Below are 12,921 nucleotides of genomic sequence, written 5' to 3' on the forward strand. Positions count from 1 at the left end.
GCGTGACGAGGGCTTTCACTGGGCGAACCCGTTCTATTCCCGATCAGCCGGTGCCGCCTTCGACGCGAAGACGGGCAAGCCAGTGGCCCTGTCCACGAAGGTATCCCCGCGTGCCCGGACCTACAATGGCGAGCACCTGAAAGTGAACGACAAATGCGGCAACCCCATCGAGATCGCCGACGTGATCGTGTGGCGGGTGGAGAACACGGCGAAGGCGCTTTTCGATGTGGACGACTACAACTCCTATGTGCATACGCAGAGCGAGACGGCGCTGCGCCACGTGGCTACCACTTATGCCTATGACCAGATGCCCGGTGAGCTTGAGGGTGGAATCACGCTGCGCAGCAATGTCGAAGAGGTGTCGGAGGCCCTGAAAGAAGAGCTGGCCGTGCGCTTGGAGAAGGCTGGCGTCGTCATCGACGATGCACGTTTGACGCATTTGGCTTATGCGCCCGAGATCGCCCAGGCAATGCTCCGTCGCCAACAGGCCGATGCCGTTATCGCGGCACGCGAGAAGATCGTCCAGGGTGCGGTAGGCATGGTTGACATGGCGCTTGCGGAGTTGTCGGCAAAGAACGTGGTAGACTTGGACGACGAGCGCAAAGCCGCCATGGTGTCGAACCTCATGGTGGTGCTTTGCAGTGAATCCGACGCGCAACCCGTACTGAACACGGGAACGCTGTACCAATAAGAAGGGGCACAGGCGCGGCCGGCTTAGGTAGGATCGCGCCTGCGCGGTGACGATATGGCGAAACGCAAACAATACCCGTTACGTGTCGACCCGGATATCTGGGAGGCGGTCGAGCGATGGGCGGCTGACGACCTGCGGAGCGTGAACGCACAAGTCGAGTTCATCTTGCGCCGTGCCCTGAAGGACGCAGGCCGGTTGAAGCCAGCTGGAGAGGCGGAAGAGGGCGGTGGCGAGGCCGAATAGCGCGCGGGGTAAGGGGACGGCGTGGGCGGGTAGCCTCCGGGCGGGGAAGGTATCCCCGAGGCGGCTGCACCGCGCTGTGCGCGAAAGGCTGCTAACCTTGCGATAACGGCTTGGTCTAAAGCGGGTCCTCTTTCGAAGGGTGCGCTAGACTGATAAGAGTGGATACGTGCAATAAGGCAGGTGTCCGCTCCGTACTCTGCGTAACTGCGCGAAAGGGGCTCGTATGGAAACGACGGCATGCTCGGATAAGGTGGAGGTTGCCGACGCGGCCCCCGCGGTGCTCGAAGAGGCCTACCGCTACGCCTACCCGCTCGTCCTGCTCGACGTCATCAAGGATATGACGACGAATGTCGTTGAGCCCGGAAGCGATCATGCGCCGATCAACCAATTATTCCATGCTCGGGGCTTGGCGACGCCCGAAATGGCCAGCCTGACGCGCCCGAATGTGGACACGGTGTACTCCCAGGCGTATCTCGAACTTGCAAGCGAACCGGTGCTTTTCCACAAGCCGGCGACGGATCGCTACTGCTCCGTGCAGACGTTCGACGGCTATTCCAACACGTCGGTCATTCTCGGGACCGGCGGAGTGGGGGGAAACGACGCGGTTACGTATGCGTTCACGGGTCCGTTTTGGCACGGCGAGCTCCCGGTGGGCGTGGTGGAAGTTTCCATGCCCACCAACCTCGTCTGGCTGCTGCTGCGCACGAAGTGCTTCGGGCTTGACGATTTGGAGAACGTTTACGCAGTCCAGCACGGCATGCGTCTGTACCCTCTTTCGGCTTATGGCGACGCTTCTTATCGACCGCCTGCCGGCTCGCATGATCCCGCCTTCGACTATGTTCCCCTCGATTATATGGCGCATCTCTCGGCGCAGGATTTCTTCGCGCGCTTCAATCACCTGGCGGTAGGAAACCCCGGCTTTCCTGAGGACGCGCCTGCTCTTGAGCGGTTTGCGTCGCTTGGGATAGGGGCGGGGCTCGAATTCGACCTCGATGCTCTCGACGAGGTTGCAGCTCAGGTGGCCGCGCGCCTGTCGGTGCTTATGGACCGCGACTTCGCGTCCGACCATGCCAACATCACCCCCTCGAACGGGTGGATGTTCATGGACAACCGCGTCGGGAACTTCGGCACTGACTACGCTTTTCGCGCTGTCGTGGCGTTCGGTGGATTTGCGAACCCGGTCTCGATGGCGGTCTATCCCTCCATGGTTACGGACCGAGCAGAAGCCTTGCTGCAGGGAGACAGGGCCTACGTGCTCCACTTCGAGCCGGGTATGACGCCGCCTCACGCCGACGGGGGCTGGTGGTCGCTGACCGCCTATACGGAGGCCGGGCGCCTTATTCCCAACGAAATCGCACGTTACAGCATCGGCGAGATCGATGACCTCCTGTTCGATGACGACGGATCGCTTGACCTGTACATTCAAGTGGGCAATCCTGGAGGGGACCGTGTGCGTAACTGGCTTCCGCTGTGCGAAGGGGTATTCTCGCTCACGATGCGCATCTACCTTCCCGATGAAAGCGTGCTCTCCTTTGACTGGCGGCTTCCCTGGCTTGAAGAGGCTCCGAGTGTTTGACGAGGGCTCTCGTGATTGCATGATTGCGGGAGGCCGATCGTGCCTTATGTCGAAGGGCGAGCCAAATCGGGAGTGTTATACTGGTTGACGGTATATAAGCACAAGAGATAAGGTGCGGTCGTTAGCATGATTATCAGGAAATCACCGGCCGAGATTGAGGCTATGAAGGAAGCGGGCCGCGTCTCGGCCAAGGTGTTGCGCGAGGTGGGCAAGCGTGTGAGCCCCGGCGTGTCAACGTTGGAGTTGGACGAGTTTGCAGAACAGCTCATCCGTCTTGAAGGGGGCATTCCCGCATTCAAGGGCTACGGTGGGTTCCCCGGCTCCATCTGCGCTTCGGTTAACGAGCAGATCGTGCACGGCATCCCGTCGGCGGGCGTCGTTTTGCGGGACGGCGACATCATCTCCATCGATACCGGTGCCATCGTGGACGGCTGGGTGGGCGACAATGCCTGGACGTACGCGGTGGGCAAGGTGTCGCCCGAGAAGCAGCACCTGCTGGACACGACCGAGAAGTGCATGTGGGCAGGGCTGGATGCGGCGCGCCCTGGCAACCATTTGGGCGACATTGGGCATGCGGTGCAGTCCATTGCCGAAGCCGAAGGGTTCGGCGTGGTGCGCGAGTACGTGGGACACGGTATCGGCCGCGACATGCACGAAGACCCCAATGTGCCGAACTTCGGCCACCGGCATGCCGGCGTGAAGCTGGAGCCAGGCATGGTGTTGGCTATCGAGCCTATGATCAACCTGGGCACGTACAAGACGCGCCAGATGCCCGACGGCTGGCTGGTGTGCACGCGTGACGGCTTGCCGTCGGCGCATTTCGAAAAGACCGTTGCTATTACCGAGGACGGGCCGCTTATCCTTACGACCGAGGAGGGGCGGAGGCGCCCGGTGTAGGGAATGCCCTCTGAACACCTTTTCAAGACGTAGGAGTTCGCAACCCGCGGCCTCCTACGTCAACTCGAACGTCATCCAAACAAGGGCGAGCAGCTGCACAACGTTCATGAATACTTGGCAGAACAAAAGGCAGATGCGCCCGCCATGCGCATCGGTGCCGTGCACGAAGCCGAGCGCAGCCAGCTTGTCCATGAATGTGTACATGACCGCGAACAGTGCACAGCTGCCTGCCATGATGAAGGCTACGTTGAACGCGCCGTACTTCGAGCCTACGCTGTCGATGCCATGTACGCCTGCATGGAGCGGGATGGTATCGGGCAATACGAACAGAACCGCGAGCCCCGTTGTTGCAAGCGGGAGCACGGCAAGTGCGAACATCGCGATCAATCCCGAGCGTTTCATCCCTGTTCCCTTCCCGCAGCGCCGATGCAGCTACTTCAGCTGTTTGCCGCCGGTGTCCCAATGGAAGCGTTTGAACTTGGGAATCTGGTTCAGGAACATGATGCGTGCCCACAGGTTGTGCATAAAGGAATCGGGTGCATAATGCAGCGGGTAGGGCTCGGCGGTTGCGCCGAGGGCAGCTTCGACCTGGGCAAGGCGCTCTGGGTTCTCCATGCTGCGGCGCAGCACGTAGCGGGGCACGCAGCTGTAGGCGAAGCGGTCGTAGGCCTCGCGGTAGGGAATCTCTCGGCCGCATATGAATTCGTCCACGATGAGGGTGGTGAAGTTCACGCCGCCGAGGCTCAGGTAGTACGTGTTGCGGCCGGCGCGCGTGTTCACCTCGAAGAAGCGGAACGACCCGTCGCGCTCGTCCACCTTGATGTCGAAGTTGGCGAACCCGCGATAGCCGGTGTGCTTGAGGAAGCGCCGGGCATGCTCGATGATGGCTTCCTCCCGCTCTCCCATGATGCACACCGGATTGCCGAGTGCGGTGGGGTCGTGGTCTTGCAGGCATACCACGCCGCCCGACACCACGCGCATGTCGCCCGTCGCGTCTGAGAACGTGGTGAGCGTGCGGATGGCGTCGTCGCCGCCGGGGATGAAGTCTTGCAACACCAGCTCGCCCGCGTAGTCGGACACACGGATGGTGTCCCATACCTGCGCCAGTTCCTCGGCGCTTTCGATCTCGTAAATTTTGCGCCAGCCTTCGATAGTGGCGGCTTGGAACTGTGCTGAATTGGACGGCTTGGCGATGAGCGGGTAGGGCAGCTCATCCACCGGCAGCTTGTCGGGGCCGTTCGGTCCGCAGTCGAAGTACCACGTGCGCGGGTAGGGGATGGACAGCTCGTCGCACAGCTCGTAGAAGCGGCGCTTTTGCGTGATATCGTCGAGTAGGGGAAAGTCGATGTAGGGCACCACGAACCCGGCGGCTTCCAAGCGCTCTTTGCCGCCTGAGAGCATGCGTGCGTGGCAATCATCGCAGCCGAGCACGAGCAGCACGCGGTCGGGGTCGGCTGCGTGCTGCTCGGCGGCCACGGCCTCAAGCGCGGCATAGAGGTTCTCGGCCTCGTGGATGCCCTCGATGAGGCGGTAGTCGGTGAAGCGGCTGGTGGAAAGCATCTTGATATCCTGCGTGGCCAGTATGATGGTGCGCTTGACGCCGTAGGCGCGATGAAGCTCGCGCACGTAACTGTAGGCGAGGATGTCGCCGCCTACGACGACAGGTTGCAGGCGGCGGCCGATCTCGGCCGTGTCGGTATCGGGGGAGAGGGGGCGGTTCATGGGGTGCGGGACTCCTTAGCTGTGTATCTTCTCTTGATCTGCCATTATCTCATAGGAGGGGATGCTGCGCACCCTATCGCATCCGTTTCGAGAAAGTGTCCATACCGATTTCCCCTACTTCGCCCCGTCCTTGCCGAAGATGTCGGTGAAGCCCTCGCTAAACGAGCTGGGCACGACGACGGTGCCGCCGGTGTCGTGGACGCTTTCGTAGAGCAGGTGCATGGCGCGCATGCGCATGGCCTGCTCGTCGACGATGTTCTCGTCCTTCATGTCCTTGAACATCTCGTAGATCTCCTGCTCGGCCTCCATGAGCGCGATGCGGGCCTTCTTGCGCTGCTCAGCCTGGGCTTCAAGCGACATGGTGTCCTGCAGCTTCTCAGGCACCTGGATGTCGCGGATCTCCACCGAGGCCACGGAGATGCCCCACGGCGTGACTTTCTCCTCCAGCAGGTGCTTGAGCTCCCGGTCCAGCTGGTTGCGGCGCATGGCCACCTCTGAGATGCTGGCCCGGCCGATGGCGTCGCGCAGGATGGTCTGGGCCGACGAGCGCACGGCAAGTGGGTAGTTGTCCACTTCCGTGCAGGCCTTTTCCACGTCCCAGACGTTCCAGAACAGCACGGCGTCCACATCGAGCGGCACGAGGTCGCTCGTAAGCGTTTCCTCGGCGCCGAACGCGGTGGTGCGCACGCGCTGGTCGATCTTGATGACGCTGTACTCGATGAAGGGGATGGTGAGGAAGGGCCCTGGCCCCACGACGCGGTTGAGCCTGCCCAGGCGGAACACCACGGCGCGCTCCCACTGCTGTGCGACATGCACCGACATGCAGAGCACCGCGGCCACGACCAGCGACACGAGGAACCCGGCGAATCCGACGGTTCCGGTGGCCAGCCAGAATGCGCCGCACGAGCATGCGAACACGAGGGCGAACACCCCGACGGTTACCAGGATGGCGCCGTTGCGTGCCGACACGCTGGTGGGCGAGCGCTCGAAGTGCTCGTAGACGGCAGGGTCGAGCGCCCCTTTTGCAGTGTTAGCGGCTTCTTTCGTCTTCTTCATGGATGAGCTGCTCCTCTCTCAGTTCGATGCCACGTATGCGCTTCTGGATGGTCTTCTCTATATCGTGCAGGGACAGGCCCAAGTCGCGGCAGGTGGCGATGCAGCTTTCCAGTGCAAAGTCCACGATCTTGCCGCGTTCGTCCTTGTTGGGGCTGGCCAGATCACTCGCGAACACGCCGGAACCTTGGCGCGATTGCAGGTAGCCGTCGTTGATCATGCTGGTGTAGGCCTTGCTGGCGGTGTTGTTGTTCATCGACACCTCTGCCGCCAACGCACGAATGGTGGGCATGCGATCCCCGGGCTGGTAGATGCCGCGCTTGATCTGGTCGATGAGCCACAGGCGCAGCTGCATCCACGGCGGGGTGGTGGTATCGGTGTCGAGCGCGAACCGCTCGGTGCGGGGTGTGGGCATCGATCCGGCGCTCATGACAGTGCTCCTGCGGCCGAGATGAGCGGGTGGACGGCTGCGGTCACAAGGCACCAGCGCAGCAGGAAGCCTCCGGCAACTACTCCCAAGCTGGCTGCAAGGGTGTATTGCTCGTTTTTCCGCAGGGCGGCCAGCACTTCCAGGGCCAAGGGCAGCGCCAGCCCGCAGCAGACGAGCCCGATCCAGAACGGTAGCGAAAGGCCTCCGGACACGAGCTGCTCGGCTGAGACGCGGGCGTACTGGTCGAGAAACGAGAGTGCGACGAAAGCCGCCAGAACGGCCAGCTCGACGGCGATCAGGAGGGCATCGACCTTGGCGAGTGTGAGGAAAAAGCTCCGATAGGGCTGTATCGTGCCGAAAATGAACGCGGTCAGCACCAGCAGGGCGATGCCCGAAGACGTCGACGAGAGGACGAATAGGCAGGGGACCAAGGCCGTGTTCCAAAGCCGCACCCCTTCGGTTCCCATCAAAAGCAACCCGGTGTAGAGCATGACGATGGCTGCTATGACGATGGCGAGTACGGATAGGATACGGAGCGCAAGCGCCGGCAGCGGTGCATGGAAAAGCCACGCGGCACTGAGTGCTCCGACCGCAAGCAGCAGGGCCGACAGTGCATAGGCGCCGACGGAGATATAGGTGGGTGCGGGGTTGAGGAGCAGGTGCACGATGGCCTCGAACCGGCCCAGATCGAGCACGAGGCAGACAGCCCCGAGTGCCAGTGCGACGAAGGAGGCGGCAAAGCCGCATCCGAACAGCAGGCGGTTCGCCTCGAAAGCAACCAACGCGCCATTTGCCCGGCGGGGGATGCCGGCAATGCTTTTCAGGGCAAGGCAGGACAAGACGAGGCAGGTTCCCGACCCAAGCCCGCCGAAGAACAGATAACCTATGACCAGAGTGCTGAGCACAGAGAAAGTTTCCTTTGCCACGCGTTTCGTAATGGCTCCAGTGTAACAAAAATAGGCAAATTAACCTAGGACAATAGTGAAAGAGTTGGAGGGGAAAGTAAAAAGAAAATACGTGAGATTAGAGCGTTATACCATGTGAATTGCTTAAAACTGCTTTTATAAAATCTGGATCCTTTCTAAATTGTCAAAAATTGTATTATGATAAGTCTTGTTAATCATAATACAATTTGCTATATTGACCGCAGATTGATCGATCGGGAGCGTTTGAAGGTGTTTTTGCCGGTGACCTGATGGCCAAGATGGCACGCGGCGAGCACGGAGATCCTAGCATCTAGGAGGAACAATGCCGAAGAACGACACGGGCGGATCTTCGATCACCCGCAGGGTCTTCATGAAGGGCGCAGCGTTCGCTGCGGGCACGGCAGCCGTGGGACTCGGCGGTGCGGCGGGTTACGACACGTGGCTCAAGCCTGCTCAGGCGCATGCGCAATCAGACGAGCATCTCGCTTACACCTACCACCAGTTGCACTGCGGCGGTGCCTGCCCCATGGCCTGCAAGGTGCGCGACGGCCGCTTGGTGCAGGTCCAGCCGAACGAGGCTGGCGGCGACCGCTACGCCACCATCTGCCTGAAGGGCCTGTCGGAGGTGCAGCACATCTACGGAAAGGGCCGCATCCAGACGCCCCTCAAGCGCGTGGGCGAGCGCGGCAGCAGCGACTTCGTTGCCATCTCATGGGACGAGGCGCTTGACCTGATGGTGGACACCATCACCGATCTGCAAAAGCAGCACGGCAAGGACTGCGTGCTGGTGAAGCAGTCCACAGAAAGCCTCGCGCAGTTCATGGCACCGCTGTTCGGAGCCCAGACGGGCGGCAACGGCGGCATCGACAACGGCACCGGCAACGGCCTCGACCCGGCAATCGGGCACGGCGGCGGGTACGCCTACGCCACAGGCGAGGCGCGCGACTGGACGAACGCGAACATGGTGCTCATGGTGGGCAGCAACTTCCTGGAATCCACGCTTCCCCAGGTGCGCCTCTTCTTCGAGGCGAAGGAAGCCGGTGCCAAGATGGTCACCGTCGATCCTCACTTCTCTACCACGGCCGGCAAGTCCGACCAATGGATACCCATCGTGCCGGGCACCGATGCCGCGCTGTTCCTCGGCATGGTCACCGCCATCATCGACAACAAATGGTACGACGAGGATTTCGTGCTGCAGCATACGGCGCTGCCCTATCTGGTGGATGCCAAGACGAAGAAGCTTGTGCGCGACCATGCGGAAGATCCGAATGCGGAAGAACCCGAGACGGGGGAGAAGAACCCGTTCTTCGTGTGGGACCAGTCCTCTTCGCAGAAGCGCGCCTACACGGACGCGGCGGCGAAGCCGACGCTCAAGGGCACGTTCACCGTGGACGGCGCCTCCTGCACGACCGCGTTCAGCCTGCTTGAAACTGCCCAGAAGCACTACACGCTCGAATGGGCCTCCGAGAAGACCGGCATTCCCGCCGACACCATCAAGACGCTCGCACAGGAGTACGCCTGCAACGGCCCGGCCTCGCTGGCCGTGGGCTGGGGCGGCAGCGACAAGATGGCCAACGCCGACATCGGCGGCCATGCGGCGGCGCTGCTCGCGGCCCTGACGGGCAACATCGGCAAGCCGGGCGCGCACGTCGGCGTGTTCGTGGGCGGTGCCTGGAACGGCTACAGTGCCTCCCTGGGCGCGTGGGAGCTTCCTGAGCAGTTGGCCGCGGCAACGTCAAAAGTGGCAAGCTACGACCTGAAATACCAGGACAACAACGTGCGCGCCTTCATCTGCCTGGGCGATGCCATCAACCAGAAGTACGGCAACCAGAACAAGACCATCGAGTGGGTGAAGAAGCTCGACTTCATCGTGACCATCGACGCCTACTTTACCGAAGGCGCGAAATGGTCCGACCTCGTGCTGCCCACCACCTCGCGCTTCGAGAACGACGAGGAAATCGGCGGTATCGCCTCGGGCTACAACCATTTAGTGCTGCAGGCGAAGGTCATCGACCCGCTGTTCGAAGCGAAGACTGAGTTTTGGATCGAGCGGGAGATCGCCAAGCGCCTCGGTGTCGACCAGCACCTGCCGAAAACGGCGCGCGAGCTTGTCGAGGCGAAACTGGCGAACTCCGAAGACCCCTACCTCGCCGCCCTCACGGTCGACGATATCGTGAAGAACGGCTACCTGTATCCCCTTGAGGGCATCGAGAAGCCCCGAACCGCCTACGAGGACGGCGCGTTCCTCACCACATCGGGTCGCATGGACGTGTACTACGACAACCTGGTGGAGTTCGGCCAGGAATTGCCCGCCTACGAGGACTGCAACGAGGCCTACGCAGACAATCCCCTGCGTGCGCAGTACCCCTTGCAGCTGGCGAACGTGCGCACGCGCTTCCGCATTCACAACCAGTTCTGGGATGCGCGGTGGACCCAGCAGTTCTACGAGCCCTACGTCGAGCTGAACCCGACGGATATGCAGGCTCGCGGCCTTGCGGCGGGCGATACGGTGGAGGTGCTGAACGACCGTGGCTCCTTCAAGTGTAAGGTCAAGGGCAACGAGGCCGTGCGCCCCGACTCGGCGCGCATGTACGAGGCGGCCACGTCGGACTACCTGGTCGAGGGCAACTTGCAAAACGTCACGAACGATACGATGATCGAGCGCGGATACGCGCTTATGACCGGGCCGGTCATTCCCTTCTCGGACACGCTCGTCGAGATCAAGAAAGCATAGGTGGTTGCCATGACGAAGCTAGGACTTGCGATCAACCTCGATCGCTGCGTGGGATGCCACACCTGCTCGAACGCCTGCAAGCTGCAGAACAACATCCCGATGGGAATGCTTTGGCTGCGCGTGGTCACCGAGGGTGCTGACGTGATGGACGGTGCCGTGGGCACGTACCCCGACCTGTCGCGTCGCTACGTTCCGGTGGCGTGCCAGCACTGCGAGAACCCCGCGTGCCAGAAGGTGTGCCCGACAGGCGCCACCTACAAGGACGATTTGGGCCGCGTCGAGATCAATTACGACAAGTGCATCGGCTGCCGCATGTGCATGGCCGCCTGCCCCTACGAGGCGCGCGTGTTCAACTGGCAGGATGCCGAGCGCGACCCCGATTTCGACTACGGTGATGCGCGCGTGGTGCGCCGCCCGAAAGGCGTGGCGGAGAAGTGCACGCTGTGCAAGGAGCGCACCGACGAGGGCGAAGACCCCATGTGCGTGAAGGTGTGCCCGGCACGGGCCCGCGTCTTCGGCGACCTTGACGACCCGACGAGCGAGATTGCACATCTGGTTCGCGACAAGCACGCTGGCAACTTGCTGGAAGAGTTCGGCACCCGCCCGCAGCTCTACTACTACGGTTAGGGGACAGACATGGATGCGAAAAAACGTTACGTCACGCCCGTGACCATTGCGTTGGCGGTAGTGGCCCTCGTCGGCGTGGGTGTGTGGATCTATCAGCTTATGGGGGGCCTTGGCGTTACCGGCATGAACAACGGCACGTCGTGGGGCCTCTACATCGCCAGTTTCATGTTCTTCGTGGGCCTGTCGGCCGGTGGCCTGATCGTGGCCTCGTCGGCTTCCATCTTCAACGTGAAGGAGTACAAGAAGGTGGCGCTGCCTGCCGTGTTGGTGTCGACGGTGTGCATCTGCATGGCTGGCATGTTCGTGCTCATCGACCTCGGCGGCATCGGACGGGTGTACCAGCTGCTTTTGAGCCCGAACTTCATGTCGCCGCTTCTCTGGGACGTGTGCGTTATCACGTGCTACCTTGTTATCAACCTGGTCTACCTGTTCTTCATGACCTCAAGCAAGCCCCGCGAGAAGGCGGTCAAGCGCGTGTCCCGTTTCGCCCTACCCATCGCCATCCTCGTGCACTCGGTGACGGCGTGGATCTTCGGCTTGCAGATTGCCAACGAAGGCTGGCATTCGGCCATCATGGCACCGTTGTTCGTGATCTCGGCTATGGATTCCGGTTTGGCGCTGCTGCTTATCTCGCTCGTGGCGCTGCGCCGTGCCGGCTACCTCAAGTTCGAGAAGTCGCTCATGGCCAACCTTGCGGGACTTTTGGTCACCTGCATCGCCATCGACGGCTTCATGGTGGGCTGCGAGGTGCTGACGATGGCCTACCCGCAGGCCGAGCACGGCAACGCCCTGCTCGGGCAGATGTTTGCCGGAGCGACTGCGCCGTTTTTCTGGGGCGAGATCATCCTTGGCGTGGTCATCCCGTTCGCGATCCTCGTGTTCGCCAAGAACCGGCAGAAGACGGGGCTGGTCATGCTCTCCTCTGCCCTGGTTATCGTGGGCGTGTTCTTCAAGCGTATCTGGCTTTTGCTCACCTCGTTCATCTTCCCGGGTATCGAAGGTTCGCCGGGTCTCATCTCGGGTTCCAGCTCGACAGCCCACGCGACGGGCTCGGACGTTTGGACGGCCATCTCGGCTTATGCGCCAACGTGGGTCGAGGTCGTGGTGGTGCTGGGCGTCGTGTCGCTGGGAGCGCTCGCGTTCATCGTGCTGGCGAAGACGTTCCTTGTGGGACGCAAGCCGGAGCCCGATGTCGTGTCGGACGCGGCGACGGGTGCGCAGGCGGCGTAACGGTTCATGCAGCGATCCCGAGTGGCCACAGGGCTGTTCGGGATCGTTTCTTTGAAGGGGGTTTCCATGCAGAAGAACGTTGTGGCGGGTATGCTGGCCGATGTGTACGCGGTGCTGGGCAATGCGCTTTTGACGGTGCCGTCCGACCCTGAGTTGCCCTATCTTGAACCGGCCACCTGGGAGGGCTTTCCCGTCGAGCTGTCGAACGAGGACATTGCCGCGGGGCTGGAGCAAATCGGCCGCTATCTTGCGGCGGTGCAGGGCTTGTGCGACAACGGTCGCGAGAAGACGTCGCTTGAGTTCACGAAGCTGTTCGTGGGCCCTCCGTCTCCGGCGGCGGCTCCCTGGGAGTCGCTGAACCGGGGAGGCGAGGATGCGGTGGGATACGGCAAACCCGCCTTGGAGATGGTGCGGTTGTTGGAAGGCTGCGGGCTTGAGGTGTCCAACGAGAACAACCAGTATCCCGACCATATGGGCATCGAGCTGCTGTTTCTGTCGTACCTGTGCGCGCAGCAGGCGGCGGGTGCCGCCGAGGTAGCGAACGCGGACGTGTGCGCCTTCATGGAGGATCACCCGCTCGGCTGGGTGGCCGCTTTGCGCGGGAGCGTCGAGGAGGCGTACTCGGACGGATTCTATGCGGGCCTTCTGCTGCTGGTCGAAGGCACGTTGCGCTGGCATCGGGACGCGCTGGACGCCGAAAACGCGGCGTAGCGCAGGGGCAAGAACCCGCAGGAGCAAGAACCCGCAGGAGCAGCTACCCGCAGGAGCAGCTACCCGCAGGAGCAGCTACCC

Annotated in this window: 13 protein-coding genes; 8 read left to right on the forward strand and 5 right to left on the reverse strand. The window is 62.0% G+C overall.

Annotation, left to right across the window (positions count from 1 at the left end):
- The 4 genes from RR842_RS08010 to map all read left to right on the forward strand — a co-directional run.
- Positions 1 to 691: SPFH domain-containing protein (locus tag RR842_RS08010; RefSeq protein ID WP_332729414.1), on the forward strand; the 691-nt coding region annotated here is incomplete at its 5' end.
- 54 nt (positions 692 to 745) lie between these two features.
- Positions 746 to 934, forward strand: a complete 189-nt coding sequence (locus tag RR842_RS08015; protein WP_332514895.1) for a hypothetical protein — start codon at positions 746 to 748, stop codon at positions 932 to 934.
- 223 nt (positions 935 to 1,157) lie between these two features.
- Positions 1,158 to 2,510, forward strand: coding sequence for a DUF1254 domain-containing protein (locus RR842_RS08020; protein ID WP_332729415.1), 1,353 nt, complete (start codon positions 1,158 to 1,160; stop codon positions 2,508 to 2,510).
- Positions 2,511 to 2,636: 126 nt separating this feature from the next.
- Positions 2,637 to 3,407, forward strand: a complete 771-nt coding sequence (gene map / locus RR842_RS08025; RefSeq protein ID WP_332514891.1) for a type I methionyl aminopeptidase — start codon at positions 2,637 to 2,639, stop codon at positions 3,405 to 3,407.
- A gap of 54 nt (positions 3,408 to 3,461) precedes the next feature.
- Here map and RR842_RS08030 read toward each other — a convergent pair whose 3' ends face one another.
- The 5 genes from RR842_RS08030 to nrfD (RR842_RS08050) all read right to left on the reverse strand — a co-directional run bounded on the left by RR842_RS08030 (position 3,462) and on the right by nrfD (RR842_RS08050) (position 7,517).
- A complete protein-coding gene (locus tag RR842_RS08030) occupies positions 3,462 to 3,809 on the reverse strand; it encodes a hypothetical protein (RefSeq protein WP_332729416.1) in 348 nt (115 codons plus the stop codon).
- Between the two features lie 30 nt (positions 3,810 to 3,839).
- Positions 3,840 to 5,129: a carboxylate--amine ligase gene (locus RR842_RS08035; RefSeq protein WP_332729417.1), complete on the reverse strand. Its 1,290-nt coding sequence runs from the start codon at positions 5,127 to 5,129 to the stop codon at positions 3,840 to 3,842.
- Positions 5,130 to 5,243: 114 nt separating this feature from the next.
- Positions 5,244 to 6,185 (reverse strand): slipin family protein, encoded by a 942-nt coding sequence (locus RR842_RS08040; protein WP_332722739.1) that lies wholly within the window; start codon positions 6,183 to 6,185, stop codon positions 5,244 to 5,246.
- The gene (locus tag RR842_RS08045) at positions 6,160 to 6,612 is read right to left on the reverse strand and encodes a GntR family transcriptional regulator (protein ID WP_332522500.1); all 453 of its coding nucleotides are present in this window, start codon (positions 6,610 to 6,612) and stop codon (positions 6,160 to 6,162) included. Before RR842_RS08045 ends, RR842_RS08040 begins: the two co-directional genes overlap by 26 nt.
- A complete protein-coding gene (gene nrfD / locus RR842_RS08050) occupies positions 6,609 to 7,517 on the reverse strand; it encodes an NrfD/PsrC family molybdoenzyme membrane anchor subunit (RefSeq protein ID WP_332729418.1) in 909 nt (302 codons plus the stop codon). The genes RR842_RS08045 and nrfD (RR842_RS08050) overlap by 4 nt, the downstream gene beginning before the upstream one ends.
- A gap of 343 nt (positions 7,518 to 7,860) precedes the next feature.
- Here nrfD (RR842_RS08050) and RR842_RS08055 point away from each other — a divergent pair, with 343 nt between their 5' ends.
- The 4 genes from RR842_RS08055 to RR842_RS08070 all read left to right on the forward strand — a co-directional run bounded on the left by RR842_RS08055 (position 7,861) and on the right by RR842_RS08070 (position 12,840).
- A complete protein-coding gene (locus tag RR842_RS08055) occupies positions 7,861 to 10,272 on the forward strand; it encodes a molybdopterin-dependent oxidoreductase (protein ID WP_332722736.1) in 2,412 nt (803 codons plus the stop codon).
- 9 nt (positions 10,273 to 10,281) lie between these two features.
- Positions 10,282 to 10,899, forward strand: coding sequence for a 4Fe-4S dicluster domain-containing protein (locus RR842_RS08060; RefSeq protein WP_332553788.1), 618 nt, complete (start codon positions 10,282 to 10,284; stop codon positions 10,897 to 10,899).
- Between the two features lie 9 nt (positions 10,900 to 10,908).
- The gene (gene nrfD, locus RR842_RS08065) at positions 10,909 to 12,129 is read left to right on the forward strand and encodes an NrfD/PsrC family molybdoenzyme membrane anchor subunit (protein ID WP_332518490.1); all 1,221 of its coding nucleotides are present in this window, start codon (positions 10,909 to 10,911) and stop codon (positions 12,127 to 12,129) included.
- Positions 12,130 to 12,195: 66 nt separating this feature from the next.
- Positions 12,196 to 12,840, forward strand: coding sequence for a molecular chaperone TorD family protein (locus tag RR842_RS08070; protein WP_332553789.1), 645 nt, complete (start codon positions 12,196 to 12,198; stop codon positions 12,838 to 12,840).
- Positions 12,841 to 12,921: the final 81 nt, after the last annotated feature.

The sequence above is a fragment of the Gordonibacter sp. genome (assembly GCF_036667095.1).
GTDB lineage: Bacteria > Actinomycetota > Coriobacteriia > Coriobacteriales > Eggerthellaceae > Gordonibacter.